This is a genomic window from Silicimonas algicola (assembly GCF_003148765.1).
GTDB classification, from domain to species: domain Bacteria; phylum Pseudomonadota; class Alphaproteobacteria; order Rhodobacterales; family Rhodobacteraceae; genus Silicimonas; species Silicimonas algicola.
Genome location: NZ_QGGV01000001.1, coordinates 754048 through 768700, shown reverse-complemented (window position 1 = coordinate 768700; position 14653 = coordinate 754048). Strand labels below are relative to the sequence as shown.

General features: G+C 64.2%; 12 protein-coding genes and 1 pseudogene. 5 read left to right on the top strand and 8 right to left on the bottom strand.

Going from position 1 to position 14653, the window contains the following annotated elements:
• The first annotated feature begins 207 nt into the window (after positions 1-207).
• The 3 genes from C8D95_RS03915 (at position 208) to C8D95_RS03905 (ending at position 3754) form a co-directional block, all read left to right on the top strand.
• Positions 208-1392 (top strand): cytochrome c3 family protein, encoded by a 1185-nt coding sequence (locus C8D95_RS03915; protein WP_241239807.1) that lies wholly within the window; start codon positions 208-210, stop codon positions 1390-1392.
• 54 nt (positions 1393-1446) lie between these two features.
• Complete coding sequence (locus C8D95_RS03910) at positions 1447-2619, top strand: cation:proton antiporter (protein WP_109757975.1); 1173 nt, start codon at positions 1447-1449, stop codon at positions 2617-2619.
• 187 nt (positions 2620-2806) lie between these two features.
• Positions 2807-3754 carry a M23 family metallopeptidase gene (locus tag C8D95_RS03905; protein ID WP_109757794.1) on the top strand — a complete coding sequence of 316 codons (948 nt, stop codon included), beginning with the start codon at positions 2807-2809 and terminating at the stop codon, positions 3752-3754.
• Positions 3755-3843: 89 nt separating this feature from the next.
• Here C8D95_RS03905 and C8D95_RS03900 read toward each other — a convergent pair whose 3' ends face one another.
• From C8D95_RS03900 to C8D95_RS03875, 4 genes and pseudogenes are all read right to left on the bottom strand, one after another.
• Entirely contained in the window at positions 3844-4803 is a 960-nt protein-coding gene (locus C8D95_RS03900) for an alpha/beta fold hydrolase (RefSeq protein WP_164721573.1), read from the bottom strand.
• A complete protein-coding gene (locus C8D95_RS03895) occupies positions 4800-5621 on the bottom strand; it encodes a CPBP family intramembrane glutamic endopeptidase (protein WP_109757792.1) in 822 nt (273 codons plus the stop codon). The genes C8D95_RS03900 and C8D95_RS03895 overlap by 4 nt, the downstream gene beginning before the upstream one ends.
• A gap of 1342 nt (positions 5622-6963) precedes the next feature.
• Positions 6964-7349, bottom strand: a pseudogene (locus C8D95_RS03880) (chemotaxis protein CheA); the annotation flags it as partial.
• 456 nt (positions 7350-7805) lie between these two features.
• Positions 7806-8384, bottom strand: coding sequence for a hypothetical protein (locus tag C8D95_RS03875; protein WP_109757789.1), 579 nt, complete (start codon positions 8382-8384; stop codon positions 7806-7808).
• A 184-nt stretch (positions 8385-8568) separates the two neighbouring features.
• On the opposite strand from C8D95_RS03875, the gene C8D95_RS21905 reads away from it, so the two are divergent.
• A complete protein-coding gene (locus tag C8D95_RS21905) occupies positions 8569-8898 on the top strand; it encodes a c-type cytochrome domain-containing protein (protein WP_164721571.1) in 330 nt (109 codons plus the stop codon).
• Between the two features lie 142 nt (positions 8899-9040).
• Here the strand turns inward: C8D95_RS21905 and C8D95_RS03865 are convergent, their stop codons facing one another.
• The 3 genes from C8D95_RS03865 to C8D95_RS03855 form a co-directional block, all read right to left on the bottom strand.
• Complete coding sequence (locus tag C8D95_RS03865) at positions 9041-11374, bottom strand: heavy metal translocating P-type ATPase (protein ID WP_109757788.1); 2334 nt, start codon at positions 11372-11374, stop codon at positions 9041-9043.
• A 201-nt stretch (positions 11375-11575) separates the two neighbouring features.
• Positions 11576-13120: a multicopper oxidase family protein gene (locus C8D95_RS03860; protein WP_109757787.1), complete on the bottom strand. Its 1545-nt coding sequence runs from the start codon at positions 13118-13120 to the stop codon at positions 11576-11578.
• 72 nt (positions 13121-13192) lie between these two features.
• Entirely contained in the window at positions 13193-13555 is a 363-nt protein-coding gene (locus C8D95_RS03855; RefSeq protein ID WP_241239805.1) for a hypothetical protein, read from the bottom strand.
• 144 nt (positions 13556-13699) lie between these two features.
• On the opposite strand from C8D95_RS03855, the gene C8D95_RS03850 reads away from it, so the two are divergent.
• Positions 13700-14104, top strand: coding sequence for a c-type cytochrome (locus tag C8D95_RS03850; RefSeq protein WP_249033306.1), 405 nt, complete (start codon positions 13700-13702; stop codon positions 14102-14104).
• Between the two features lie 22 nt (positions 14105-14126).
• On the opposite strand, the gene C8D95_RS03845 is transcribed toward C8D95_RS03850, so the two are convergent.
• Complete coding sequence (locus C8D95_RS03845; protein WP_249033305.1) at positions 14127-14510, bottom strand: hypothetical protein; 384 nt, start codon at positions 14508-14510, stop codon at positions 14127-14129.
• Between the last annotated feature and the right edge of the window lie 143 nt (positions 14511-14653).

Below are 14653 nucleotides of genomic sequence, written 5' to 3'. Positions count from 1 at the left end.
CCCGGCTTCTTCAGTAATCGAGACCTTTTCTTCCAGCGGTCCAAGAGAAGGAGAAGGGAAACGAGGGGCAAGACCCGAGCGGATAGACAGTGCAGCCATGCAGCCCGTGTAACACACTCCGGCGCGGAGTCATTTGATACGCCTCAAGTCACGGGGAGCGAACTCTGCTAGAGTGGCTAGTGTTATCCCGATGCCGGAGGTTCCAAGATGCCCGATATCCAGAGAGTCATTCGTCCTCTTGTCATCGTCATGGCGGGCTTCGCGGTCTTTGCAGGCGGCCATGCGGTGCTTGGTCAAGCAGAGACCGAAGCGCCGGGCGCAGCCGAAGAGGAAGTGACGATTCCTTTCGCGATTCCGGAAGCGGGACCGTTCAACCCAGCGGAAGTCGAGGTGGAAAACAGCCAGGCGATCTCCGACTGGTTTCGCTCTGCTCATGCCGATGCCGCTGCAGAGGCGTTCCGTCACTGGGACGCGGAAGAGGAAATCACTGCGGTCTGCGCGACGTGCCATTCCGGTGAAGGCTTTCGTGACTACCACGGCCTCGACGGAACCGAGGCCGATGTCGTCAACGGGCCGATCAACACCGGCGGTGTCGTCGATTGCGGCACCTGCCATCACGCCGGTCTGGCAGATGTGACGGAAGTGGCCTTTCCCAGCGGTCTCCTGCATCCGGTGCTGGGCGTCGAGGCGTCGTGCATGACTTGCCACCAGGGGCGCACGGCAGGCAGGGACGTGGTCGAGGCAGTTGCCGGGCTCGACGTCGACACCCCGAACCCCGACCTCCGGTTCATCAACCCGCACTACGCCACTGCCGCCGCGACGTGGCTCGGGGGCTATGGCGGCTCCGGTTTTCACTACGACGGGAAGGACTACTCCGGCCGGTTCTTCCATGCTCGTCCGGTGGCGAGCTGCAACTCCTGTCACGATCCCCACACGCTGGAAATCGCCTTCGAGCCGTGCCTGACGTGCCATCAGGCCGACGATCCGCAGAGCATCCGCATCTCGCGACAGAGTTACGACGGCAGCGGCGACACGTCCAAGGGCATCCGTGCAGATATCCAGGCTAACGCCGCCGCGCTGCTCGAGCTGGTCAAGACTTATTCAGCCGAAGTGGCAAAGGCTCCCCTCGTCTACGACGGCACACGCTATCCCTACTTCTTCGCGGATGCGAACGGCGACGGCGTCATGGATCAGACGGCAAGCGGACCCGCCGCCTACAAGTCATGGACTCCCCGCAGCTTGCGTGCTGCCTATAACTGGAAGCTCGTGACGGCGGACCCCGGAAACTACGCGCACAACCCGCCCTACATGCTGGAATTGCTCTACGATTCCATCGAGGACATGAGCACCGCGCTTGGCAGGGACATGGATGCCATGGGGCTGTTGCGCTAGTGGTCGATGCACGCCGGTCGACGCTCCGCCGGCCCGGACCAGGGCGCCGGTGACGTGGAGCACAGCGTCTTTCTGATCACGCTGGGGATGCTTTTCATGGGCGGACTGGCAGCCGACCAGGTCAGTCGAGCGATCCGGCTGCCGCGTGTGACCATGCTGCTCCTTCTCGGGTTGCTTGTCGGCTCATCGGGCCTGGACATGCTGCCGACATCCACCTGGGCAGCCTCGTTCGAGGCGATCTCGGCGGTTGCCCTGACCATGGTCGCTTTCCTGATCGGCGGCGAATTGACCCGCGAGAACCTGAGCCGTCACGGTCGAGCCATCATGGCGATCTCTCTGTGTGTGGTGGCCGGAACCACTGTCCTTGTCTGGGGAGGACTCGTCCTCCTGGGTCTGGATCCTGGTCTCGCCCTTCTGCTCGGTGCCATTGCGACAGCAACGGACCCGGCAGCCATCGCGGATGTGATCCGCCAGTCCGGCGTCCGCAACAGGTTCACCGAGACTCTGAACGGCATCGTCGGAATAGACGACATCTGGGGTCTGCTGGTCTTTGCTGTCTGTCTCGCTCTGGTCACGCAAACGAGCGGCTGGGTCGAACCACTCGCCGGGGCTGCCCATGACATCGGCGGAGCCATCCTCCTTGGCGCCGCGATGGGACTACCTGCGGCGCTCCTTACAGGGCGACTGGCACCGGGCGAACCGTCTCAGACCGAGGCTGTTGCAGTGGTCTTCCTGACGACGGGCCTTTCGATGTGGTTTGAAGTGTCCTTCCTGCTCGCAGGCATGACCGCGGGTGCCCTGATCGCCAACCTGGCCCGTCATCATGACTACGCCTTCCACGAGATCGAAAACATAGAGTGGCCGTTCATGATCCTGTTCTTCGTGCTGGCCGGCGCATCCCTGGAGCTGGATGCGCTGACGTCGATGGGCTGGATCGCCGTCGCCTATATCTTACTGCGCCTCGTCGCGCGTCTGGCTGCGGGCGAAGTCGGCGCGCGCCTCGGCCGCGTACCGGGATCGGAACGCCATGCCTACGGCCCGGCTCTTTTGCCCCAGGCGGGTGTCGCGGTCGGAATGGCACTTGTGGCGGCGGAAACCGTGCCCGAGTGGGGCCCGGCCATTCTCACGCTGACCGTCGCCGGCACCGTCGTCTTCGAGGTTGTCGGTCCGCCCTGTGCCATGGCGGCCATACGACATGTCGCAAGGGCACCGCTCGATGGGCATTAGGGGCCTGATGCGTCCCGGTTCCCGGGGCTCGATGAGACTATGCGGCGCGCTGCGATGCGCTAGGCCAAGAACGGGACCGGGCACCGGTAGCACGGCCATGTAAGAAGAGCTTGATCTGCCAAGCCCGTCGCGGCTCGGTTTGTTGTCCTCGGCGGCGGTTTGTAAGGCAATTTCCGGAGGTGCACCCATGACGGCCCTGATCCTCGCCCTGCAGGTTGCCCTGCCGCTTGCTCTGATCGCATGGCTGGCCTTCCTGCCCGCCGGCAGTCTTGCCGGTCGCGGGTTGCAAGCGGTGGGCACCGGCGCGTTCCTCTTCGCGCTGGCGCGGGTTGCGTCATGGGCAGTTCCGGTCTGGTGGCTTCCTTGGGTCTATGGCGGTCTCTGGCTGGTGGTCGTTCTGGCCTGGGTCCTGCGCAGGCCTGGCGCGGGGGCGCCGCTGCTTCCCGACGAGCCGAAAGGATACGCCGGCATCGCCCTGTCGGCGATCCTGCTAGGGCTTGGCGGATGGTACGGCGCGCAGGCACTGGCAGGACGCAGCCCCCCGCCCGTCGAGGTCGTCGATATCGCCACCCCCTTCGGACCGGGGCGCTATCTCGTGGCCAGCGGAGGCTCGACCCCGCTGGTCAACGCGCACATGCGCACGCTCGATCCAGGCGTCGAACGCTACTTGCCGTGGCGCGGCCAATCCTATGCGGTCGATTTCATCGGTCTGGGTCGGTGGGGGCTGCGGGCCAGCGGCTGGTCGCCGGCCGACCCGGCTGCCTATGCGATCTTCGGCGCCGAGCTTCGCGCACCCTGCGCCGGAACGGTGGTCGCCGCCGAATCCGGCATGCCGGACTTCGAGGTGCCGCAGCAGGATTCGGTCAACCGACTGGGAAACCATGTGATCGTGCGCTGTGGAGACGCTGAGATTGTTCTGGCGCATATGCGGCGGAACAGCGTCACGGTCGCTCCGAGCGACCCAGTGGCCGTCGGCGACAGGCTGGGCGAGGTCGGCAATTCCGGCGCCTCGGCCGAGCCGCATCTCCACATCCACGCCCAGCGCCCCGTGGCCGAGGGTGCGCCCCCGATCTCAGGCGAGCCGTTGGCGTTGCGCATCGACGGGCGCTTCCTCGTGCGCGGCGACCGCCTGTAGGACGAGAGGAGGAGACCCGCCATCCGTCCGGCTCTCGATCCCGACGCGCGCTGGCCATTCGGCGCAAGGGTGGGCGTCTCCTCGAAAGGTCAGGCGCGCGGTTCCCTGATGAAGGCGCTGATGTCGCGCATCAGGTCGGCATCGTGGCCAAGCCAGATGTGCCCGCCGTCCGGATAGACGACCAGTCGAGCGCCTCGGATGCGACCGGCGAGCAGACGCGCCGTGTCGGCCGTGCCAAAAAGATCGTCTTCGCAGGACAGGATCAGGGTGGGTACGGCGATGCTTTCGAAAGCCGACAGCGTGGGCGCACCTGCCCAGAAGCCGTCGTTACGCAGACCATCCGTCTTGCGGCTGATGGGCATCAAGCCTTCGCGGATGAGATCGGCCCGCCGTCGCTCCTCGGGCGAAGCTCGGTCGAGCAGGGCCGGATCGGTCGCAAGCAGAGTGCGCAGCAGCATGTCCGGTGCGAGAGTGGCGAAGGCCCAGAACCAGGCATCCGAGTTCAGGATACGCTCCACCGCCGCGCGCTGCAGGGCGGTGAACGCCACCGGATCGCGCCCCGTCAGGTTTGCCGCCGGCACGATCAGGACCAGATGGGTGCAACGTTCTGGGTGGCGGAGTGCGAATTCCGCGGCCGTCAATGCCCCCGCCGAGCCGCCCGCGACAGCGATCTGGTCGAGCCCAAGGTGGTCAAGCATTTGCATCAGCACATCCGCCTGACGGGCCGGCGAGGCGTCCTCCGGAAAGCTGCTGCGCAGATACCCGAAGCGCGACGGCGTCACGATCTGGAAGCCGGCTTCCAGCAAGCCATGGCCAAAGAGCAGGCCCTGGTCGAACCCGCCGCCCGTGCCGTGGATCATCATCACTGGCGGCCCGTGGCCCGCTACAGCGAATTCGAGCTGGCCCGCGCTCGTCCGGATGACGGTGCTGCTCCGGGCGATGCGGGCCTCTGCCCCCGCCATCGTAGCGCGGTAGGCACCGGCGCCCCACGCCCCGGTCGCAAGCGCGACGCCGCAAAGGCCGGTTAGCAGCTCACGACGCGCGATCATTGCCAAACCTCGGTCACGGCCGTTTCCCTGGAAAACATCGTGCTGCGGTTCCACCATACGACGAGGAGGGCCACGACGGCGAAGAGGCCCGTATCCCAAGGCTGCGCATCGGGCCAGAAAGGGTTGATGAGTTGCCAGTGAAACAGCATCGGCCAAAGCAGGCTGCCCCGCGCGCTGTTGAAGATCGGCGTAACCAGAACCGCGAGCGCCACGTTTCCTATGAAGAACGGAAGGAAGTCCCAGTCCGCATAAACCGTGCTGGACAGAAAGAACGCGGGCAGGTGCCAGAAGCCCCAGGTCGCACCGATAATGAGGCCTGCCCATAACGGCGCCATGTGCCGCTGAAGAAGGGGCTGCATCACACCGCGCCAGCCGAACTCCTCGATCGGGCCGAGCAGGAGCATCGTGAACAGAAGCGCCACCATCGATCCGAAGCCCTCGGGGGGCATCGGCGCCAAGACAGGCCCGCCCTTGATCAGCGAGCCGGCTACGAAGACGAGAGGCACGAGGATCAGGATGAAGGCCGCCCAGCCGCTCGCACAACGCCACAACACGAGCCGGGAGAGAAACGAGCGGATGCCGGAGGCACCACCGTGAGACGCGACCACCAGAAAGGCAGCGATAGCCGGCGCCCAGGTGGCGAGAAAGAAGAAGGGGTGCGTTCCGCTGATCTCACCCAAGGTCGCGGCAGCTGTCTCTGGGGCGAGGATGTAGATTCCGATCAGTCCCCAGGTGATCAGGAACGTGGTCGCGAGAAAGGGAAAAAGCGCCGAGGCGCGTAATCGGTGCGCGGAACGTGCGCGTAGCTTGATTGGCATCCCAACGAACTCCAGCGCGGCAGATGGGAAGGACTTCGCAAATGACAGCCGGAGCGTCGCTGACATGGATCAACGGGGAGCGTCGGTCTCAGCCGTCGCTCGACGCGGAAGTCTGGCAGCCCGCGAGCCTTTCCTCAGCTCGCAGAGAATGGGGCTTCTGCCGGAACTTGGCAGCCTGCTTTCGGGTCGCGCCGAATGCTCTCGCCATCCTTCCGCGCGAAACCTGCGATCCACTCGTCATGTACGTCGCGCTCCTGCCGCATCGTCAGGATACCGCGCAGCATATGGACGACCGGGTTTGCTACGAGGCCTTCGACCTAGTTCGGCGTTCGGTCGCAAGGGTCCGAACCCGCTCCGCGAGGGCGCGGAACGCACGGCCTTGTTCTTCCAGGATGCCAATCGCAGAGTGGCTTCCGCTCTGCAGGTCCGTCCGCCGAGTAGCCAGAAGCGACCGCATCTCGTTCAACGGCGTGTCGACCCGACCCAGCAGGTCAGCCATCTTCACCTGCTCGCCCGCCAGGATCCCGGCCAGATTCTCTGCGCCGACTCCGAGGGCCGCTTGAGATTGGCAGGAGACCTGCTTCCATCCGCGACAGGCTCCGGTCCAGCGCCTGATGCGTTGTCTGGGCCGATGCTGCGAGGGTTTGCAACTGCAGCGCAGTCTCTTTCAGCGCCAGGCCCTGCGGTCCGAGGTTGGCGCAGGCGATCACGGCATTCATGCCGACCAGTTGCATCTGGCCGCCCAGCCTTCGCACGCCCTCTGCCTGGTCGATGATCTGCCGGTAAGCCAGGCTCAGGGCGTCGGTGCGGGTGCTGAATGCGGACTGGGTGGCCTCCGGCGCCCGGCGCCCTGTCCGAGAACGCACCGTAGAGATCGGCCAGCAGCGCAAGCTTTCCCAGGCCCGTCCGGTCGAGAGCCGTGCAGGCCTCGTCTAGGTTCCGCAGGTGCTCGGCCGAGACGCTGTCGACTTGTCGCCGAGCCAGATCGAGCAGGGCAACCCGGACGCCGGAATCGCAGGCGTCTGCCGCCGCGTCCAGAATGGCGGCGACGTGGTCGAGCCTCTGCCGCGTCGCGTCACCCGACTGCAGCGACATCACGGTCGCCGACATGTCGCCGCGGACCGTCATCACCCGCTTCGACAGCGCCCACTGGACGGCACAGTACGCTTCAGCCAACCTTCGGTCACCTGAAGCCCGCTTTCCAGCTCGTGCAGCCGAGACGAGATGGTCTTGTCGAGCGTCTTTGTGAACACATCCGCCGCGATTCTGTCTGTTTCGAGGTCGCCGAGAGAAGGTCTACTGGAGTCATCATCCGCCTGAGAAGATCGACGGCACTTTGGGCATCCAGTCCCTGGCCGTCGTCGCGCACCTCGATCAGCACCTCGGCCCCGGAATACGCGGCCAAAGCACGATCCGCCCTGCAGCCGGCTTGCCTGCGGCGCGTCGGACCTCGGCTGTCTCGAGCCCGTGGTCGGCCGAATTCCGGAGAATGTGAACCAGGGGGTCTGCCAGCATCTCGATCACGGTCTTGTCGAGCTCGGTCTCTTCGCCGCGGGTCTCGAACTGGATGTCCTTGCCGAGTGTTCCCGACAGGTCGCGCATCAACCGACGGAACCGGCCTGTGATCGATCCGATGGGGACCATCTGCATCGACATTGTCGAATCGCGCAGACCGGCGGCGAGACGTTGGATGTCCTCTGCCACGGCCAGCAACTGTGAAGGCCTACCAAGCATCATTACGCGTTCGCTCCGACGCGGCCGACCAGGCTGCCAACGCCCTCTCAGACTTTCAGTCTAAGCTCGTCAGAGATGGTCAGAGATGGTCAGGCGACCAGTTATCCGCAGCTGGCGAGCCTAGCGAACGCGGCGGGGCTTCTGACATCGCGTGGTGGTGCCTGGACCTCCTCATCGGCTCACCGCGCTCTCAGGCGATTGAGCCGCATAAGTTCGAAACGCTAAGACGACCCGATGCGGGCCTTCACTCAAAGGCTACGATACTGCCTGAAAACGCACCCGCAATTAGAAGTTCTCTGGGAGTGCACAGGCGGCAACTAGGTCGAAGCTAGCAATGCGGAATAAGCGGAGCTTATCGCTTTAACGGTTACGCCTCCCGCGCAGCCGAATCCTTGTTTGTGCCGAGGCGCCTAGGGTGCCCCGGTCGAGGGCGTATGACGACTTATGCCGTCATTTTTGGGCGTGCTCGCAGGATACGTTCGGGTTGAAAGGCATAAGGTCGCCCATCGGGTTCTCCCTGAACAGCCAGACGTGCTGATCGTAATGAGGCATGAAGCCATGTGCTTCGTCTCCCGGCGTGTTTGGATCGTCCGCCATATGATCCCAAGCGCGGCCGTTTAGAACCAATTCCTCGCCCGTCGCGGCCGCAGTCCAAGCCGCCTCAAAAACGAGGTTCTCGACTGCCACGAGTTCCATGGAGCCGTCTGCTTGCGGCTCGTAGATCAGGACACTGGGCTGAGACCAGTCGGTGTAGGTCGACTCTCCATCAACTTTCGGGTCGGTTCCGGTAATCTTGAGCAACGCTGGATGGATGTAGTGGAACCCCATGGCGCCCAAGTCTGCCGGAAGGCCCTCACCTTCGGCTGAAACGCAGTGGTTGTCGGGCGAGATGTAGCCGTCCGCCATGGCCATAGCGATGTCTCGGTATTTCTCGACACTGGCTCGCATCGTATCCAGGTCCACGTCTGCAGCAGACAACGCCAACGGTGCGCAGGCGAACAGTAACGCCGTTATTGCAGTTCTTCTCATTGATGCCTCCCCCAAGGCTGCCTCGCGGGCGAAGTGTCCGCGTCGGCACAATCATGCTAGCGCAGAATCAGCACGAATTGGTGTAGCTTCGGTGCAGAAGCGAAGATGGCAGTCGCGAGGGAGAAATCTCGGTCTCGTTCGGGTTTCAAGCGTCATGAGGCGGTCGGTAGTCAGAGCGCTAGCCGTGACGGCTCTGGTTTGCGGCCACGCGTTGGCGGGCAGCGACGTATCTCCCGGCTGGGCAGAGGTCAGCGCGGTCTTCACCGAGCGCTGTATAATGTGTCACTCGGCGATTGCCGGTGCCTCAAAAGGACTGCGACTGGACGACTACGACGCCGCACTGATCGGAAGTGAACGGGGCGTGGTTCTCATTCCCGGCAAGGCGGAGGAGAGCGAGCTGATCCGACGCCTGCGCGGACAAAGTGTTCCACGAATGCCGTTTCTCAGCCGCCCATTGGCCGAGGAAGAGATCGTCCTGATTGAAGGCTGGATAGCGGCCGGGCTGCCGAAGTAGCGGCAGTGTGATGTGATAGATCCTCTCGCCATCATTTCTATGCGTCCGTCGGGCCTATTCCCTGTTCTTAAACAAAAAAAATCGCTAGTCCACCCCCACCCAAACCCTACGCGAACCCTATAAATACATATGTATTGGCAAGTCAGAGGTCGATCCGCCTCAACCGCAGGGCGTTCGTGATCACCGAGACGGAAGACAGACTCATGGCCGCGGCAGCGATCATGGGAGAGAGAAGAAGACCGGTGAACGGGTAAAGCAAACCCGCCGCAATCGGCACCCCGAGAGCATTGTAGGCGAAGGCAAAGAACAGGTTCTGCTTGATATTGCGCAAGGTGGCCCGGGCGAGCTTCCTCGCACGGACGATGCCCATCAAATCGCCGCCCAACAGGGTGATCCCCGCACTTTCCATCGCCACGTCCGCGCCCGTGCCCATGGCGATGCCTACGTCGGCGGCGGCCAGCGCGGGCGCGTCGTTCACCCCATCGCCTGCCATCGCAATCTTGTGGCCCTCGCGGCGCAACTGGTCGATCAGCTCCTTCTTTGCCTCGGGCAGCACGCCCGCGCGGACCTCGTCGATTCCGAGCTTGCCGGCCACCGCCTGCGCCGTGCGTTCGTTGTCGCCCGTCGCCATGATCACCCGTAGTCCCTGCGCGTGCAGTTCGCGGATTGCCTTTGCAGTGCTGTCCTTGATCGGGTCAGCCACCGCCACGATGCCGGCGAGCGCGCCATCGACCGCGACGAACATGGCTGTCTTGCCCTCGTTGCGCAGAACGTCGGCTTGTGCCTCGGCCGCAGCCGTGTCCAGCCCCATCGCTTGCATCATCGCCGAGTTGCCGAGTGCCACTGCGCGCCCCCCAACGAGACCTTGCACCCCCTTGCCGGTGACGGCATCGAAGTCCACAGCCTCCTGACGCGGAGCGCCCTGCGCCTCGGCACCTTCGACGATCGCCTCGGCCAGCGGATGCTCCGATCCGCGCTCGAGGGCTGCGGCCAGCGAGAGGATGTCGGCCGCCGGCAGCGAGCCGAGGGCAACGGTATCGGTCAGCTTTGGCTTGCCCATGGTCAACGTGCCGGTCTTGTCCACGATCAGCGTATCGACCCCGGCCATGCGCTCCAGCGCTTCAGCATCCTTGATCAGCACGCCGGCCTGGGCTCCTCGCCCCGCCGCCGTCGTGATGGAGATTGGCGTCGCGAGACCCAGAGCACAGGGGCATGCGATGATTAGCACCGACACGGCGGATGCGATGGCGAAGACCAGAGCAGGTTCGGGGCCTAGAAATAGCCAGACCAGGAAGGCAATGATGGCGATTGCCACAACCGTCGGCACGAACACTGCCGAAACGCGATCGGCCAGACCCTGGATCGGCGCGCGGGATCGGCGTGCGTTCGACACCATCGCCACGATTTGCGCCAGCACCGTGTCGGACCCGACCTTGCCGGCCTCGATCACGAGACTGCCGTTCTTGTTGATCGTGGCACCGGTCACTGCATCGCCCGGTCCCTTTTCGACAGGCATGGATTCGCCGGTCAACATGCTTTCATCGAGCGATGACCGCCCCTCGATCACTGTCCCATCGACCGGGACCGCGTCGCCAGGACGAACGCGAAGCCGATCGCCTTCCATGACGTTTTCCAGGGGGGCATCATACTCCGTGCCGTCCTGCAGGATGCGCCGTGCCGTCTTGGGTGCGAGGTCGAGGAGCGCGCGGATCGCATCGCCCGTTCGCTCGCGCGCGCGCAGTTCGAGAACCTGGCCGACGAAGACCAGCGTCACGATCACAACAGCCGCCTCGTAGTAGGTGCCGACGCCGTGTCCCATCCGGTATTGCTCAGGGAAGACGCCCGGAAGGAAGGTCGCGACCAGAGAATAGAGGTAAGCTGCCGCCACGCCTAGGCTGATCAGCGTCCACATGTTTGGGCTGCGGTTTGTCAACGACTCCCAGCCACGCCGGAAGAACGGCAGCGCCGCCCAGAGGATGATCGGCGTCGCGAGAATAAACTCGAGGTAGCTGGCCGTCTGATGCCCGACCCAGTCGCGCACCGGCAGAGCCACCAACTCGCCCATGGTCAGGACGATGAGCGGCACGGCCGCCGCCGCCGATATCCACATCCTGCGCGTGAAGTCGACCAGCTCGTGGCTTGGCTCATCCGTGGGCACCATAGGCTCAAGCGCCATGCCGCAGATCGGGCAGGTTCCCGGCGCGTCCCGCACGATCTCGGGATGCATCGGGCAAGTATACTGCACGTTGGCCGGAGCAGCCTTCTTGTGTTTCCCGGCCCGCCCGGAAGCGTAGAACCAGGGATCCGCCCCGAACTTCGTTTGGCACGACTCCGAGCAGAAATGGAAGGTCTCTCCCTGGAACTCGGCATGACGCCCGTCCGGCTTGATCGCCACCGTCATTCCGCAGACAGGGTCCTTCGCCGTCTCGGACCCTGCCGGGATATCGTGTGCCGCGTGATGATGATCGTGATCCATCGTCTTCCGCCTTTCCATGGTCGCACCTACCTGGGGCTTCCAGTTACTGTAAGCTCAAGCCTTTTCTAGCGGTCGCTGGAATCGGCAGTGGTTCGGGTGTCCTGATGCGCCTTTTGCCCGGACCTCACGACAACATGGGGCAGGACATCACAGGATCGGTATCGGGCGTCGGGGCGCCCCGGACAGGGCGCCCCGTCTGGATCAGACCAACGCCGTGACCGCGAACTCGGTCATCATGCCGGTCGCAAGGTGCGGCATGTGATGGCAATGCAGCATCCAGCGCGCGGCCTCGCCGGCGTCCAGGGCGACATCGACCATCGACATCGGCGGGACGTAGACGGTGTCGCGCAGCGCGCCTGCAACCGCCCGTCCGTTCAGTCCGACGACCTGGAACGCATGTCCGTGCAGATGCATCGGATGGCCCATCATCGACATGTTGTGGAACGACAGCACTACACGTTCGCCGCTGCGCGCGATTATCGGCTGGTGCCGGCCCCAGACGGACCCGTTGATCGTCCAGACATAGGGCTGCATCGAGCCGCCCAACATCAGCATCTGGCTACGGTCCACAGGTCGATCCGGCAGGGCATCCAGCGCGATCAGGCTCGCCTCCTGAGCAAGGTCGGTGTCGAAGGCGGGCGCTTCCACCTCTGCGACACTTTCGATGCGCCGAACTTCTGCACCCGGCGTCGCGAGGATCAGGCCGGTCCGCTCCCGTGCGCCCTCGCGCAGGGCGAGGATCGGCCAGGCTCCGCCTTCGTTTGGCAGGTCGATCTCGATGTCCAGCCGCTGACCCATCGCCAGCCCGAACCGGGTGCCAGAAACGGGCTGAACGGCGTGCCCATCGACGGCGACAAGTCGCCCCCGCGCGCCGCCGGTATCGATCCAGAGCACCGTGGCCGCAGAGGCGTTGATCACGCGAAGCCGGATGCGGCCACCGCGCTCGACCTGCACCACCTCGGGGTCGGAGAGGGTGCGGTCATTGGCGAGATAGGCGTCCCAGTTATAGTCATTCAGGTCCATGGCCATGCCGCCCATGCCCATCATCCCGCCCATTCCCGGCATGTTGCCCATCATCCCACCCATGGCGCCGTGGCTCATCGCGCCATGATCCATGCCGGGCACAGCGCCCACGCCTTTCATGGGCATGCCTTGCTCGGGCGGCGCACCGGAATCTGCGCCATGACCCGCACCGTGCCCGCCGCCATGGCCACCGCTGATGTCCGCGAGAACCTCATCAGGTGACTTGAAGGAGAAATCATGCAGGAACAGCACGACCTCCTGCCTGTCGGCAGCCAGGTCCTCCTGCGAGCGCACGATGAGCGGCGCGGCGAGCAATTGCATCTCTTGGATCGGCACGTGGCTGTGCATCCAGTGCGTGCCTGGCCGCGCCTCGAAGTCGTAGGACCGGGTTTCGCCCGGCGAGAGCAAGGGCATGGGCATGTCAGGCACGCCGTCCTGCGCGTTCGGCGGAATCTGACCGTGCCAATGGATGATCGTGCCGACGTCGAGGTCGTTTGTAAGATCGACCCGGAAACGCTGTCCGGGGTCGAGCACCAGCCCCTGACCGCCGGGACCAGCGAGGCCGAAGACGGTGGCCGCACGACCGTCGATTTCGAGCGTGCGGCTTGCAGCGGACAGGGCGATAGGGGGCAGCGCCTGCGCGGAGGCAAGACGGGGCATCTGTGCCGCACCAACGGTGGCAGCACATGCGGCGATAAAGCCGCGTCGCGAAAGGGTGTTCATGGTCGTCTCCTCGGGACATCTGTCCCGTTCATCAAAGTTGATGGGACGCCGCGGACGTCAGCCCGGGCGCGTTCAGAGGAGACGGAGCTTCGGTGGTCGTTCGTTCAGATCCGGCGCATGGCCGAAGTGGCTTGCCTCCGACGGAAAGCCATGTCGAGCGGGACCGTATGCCGGCCCGGAATCAGCGACCGGCGACGTCAAAAAGGCCGAAAGAGACGCGCAGACGAACTCACACACCCCGGCATCGGCCGATCCACAGTGATCTTCACCTTCACAGGCAAGTTGAGCAGGATCGGGAGAATGCATCGCCCCGCCAACATGGCTTGCGTGCTCCGGACCGGACGCGTAGCTCATGCGCGCAGCGTGCGCAGAGGCCGCCGTTGTCACCACAGTGATCGCGAGTATGGCAAGCATCGTGACGAGGCGATCAAACATGACGCAGAGATAGGCGCTGCTCACGAGAATGTCTATGTTGCCGACGGCGCCCCTCTGGCAGAATGCACCTCTGCTGCGATGGGGACCCAACTCTTGAGAAAAGGCCATCGAAATACCGCGATGATCGGTTCGCTCATCGGAGGCTTGACCGTCCTGATCCTCACCGATGGGGTTAGTGCCGCATCGAGCTCTGTGGCACCGGCGGAGGTCATCGCTGAAGGACGGCAGATCTATGTGGATCAGTGCTCGGCGTGCCACGGTGCGACCCTCGAAGGCCAGCCTGATTGGCGGTCGCCTCTCCCCTCGGGCCGGCTGCCGGCGCCACCGCACGACGCTACCGGTCATACATGGCACCATCCCGACGACGTCCTGTTGCGGATCGTGAGGGAAGGCACGGCCGCGATCGTCGGGGGCGGATACGAGAGCGACATGCCAGGCTTCGGAGATGTGCTGAGCGACGCGGAGATTCGAGCGGTTCTCGAATACATCAAAAGCACTTGGCCGAAACGCGAGCGCAGCTATCAGGAGAGCGTGTCAGCGACAAACTGACTATTCACCTGATCTTCCTATGCTACCCGCGCCAGGCTCGTTCACAGACTGATAGAGGAAGGTCGCCGACCAGGTCAGCACCATGAATCCGCCCAGGGACTGCAACATGTTGATCATCCGTATCGATCAGCTGGTCTCGATATGCGTGTAAACCGAGGGTGGCGAAGTTGATGCCGGAAAAGGAGATCAGCCCTTCCCGACTCGCGTCGTAGCTGCCGCCGAGTTGTCCCAACTCGCCCCAGCCAAGCAGCACGTTGTAGACCACGGCGAAAGCCAGGATCTCGATCGTGTGGAGAGCAAGCAGGACCAGGAACGTGACCATGGCCGCCGCTTGGAGTCTCTCGTCCGCGTTCGGTTTGATGCCGCGAACGGCAAGCAGGCCGCCCGTGGTGATGGCGCACACCAAGCGGGGCAACGAGGACGAATCCGGAAACTGGCGCCATTTCTCAGCTCCATCACGAACGTTGCTTTGCCGCCAAGGGCGCCTGCGGCGCCGTCTCGCCTAAATCTGACCCTGAGGTAATCGAAGAACTCATCGACGGGCTGCCG

What these genes read in the sequence shown, in the direction of transcription:
- C8D95_RS03860 (WP_109757787.1), bottom strand. Translation starts at nt 13,120, where the DNA reads ATGAACACCCTTTCGCGACGCGGCTTTATCGCCGCATGTGCTGCCACC.
- C8D95_RS03895 (WP_109757792.1), bottom strand. Translation starts at nt 5,621, where the DNA reads ATGCCAATCAAGCTACGCGCACGTTCCGCGCACCGATTACGCGCCTCG.
- C8D95_RS03865 (WP_109757788.1), bottom strand. Translation starts at nt 11,374, where the DNA reads ATGGATCACGATCATCATCACGCGGCACACGATATCCCGGCAGGGTCC.
- C8D95_RS03915 (WP_241239807.1), top strand. Translation starts at nt 208, where the DNA reads ATGCCCGATATCCAGAGAGTCATTCGTCCTCTTGTCATCGTCATGGCG.
- C8D95_RS03905 (WP_109757794.1), top strand. Translation starts at nt 2,807, where the DNA reads ATGACGGCCCTGATCCTCGCCCTGCAGGTTGCCCTGCCGCTTGCTCTG.
- C8D95_RS03900 (WP_164721573.1), bottom strand. Translation starts at nt 4,803, where the DNA reads ATGATCGCGCGTCGTGAGCTGCTAACCGGCCTTTGCGGCGTCGCGCTT.
- C8D95_RS03875 (WP_109757789.1), bottom strand. Translation starts at nt 8,384, where the DNA reads ATGAGAAGAACTGCAATAACGGCGTTACTGTTCGCCTGCGCACCGTTG.
- C8D95_RS03855 (WP_241239805.1), bottom strand. Translation starts at nt 13,555, where the DNA reads ATGTTTGATCGCCTCGTCACGATGCTTGCCATACTCGCGATCACTGTG.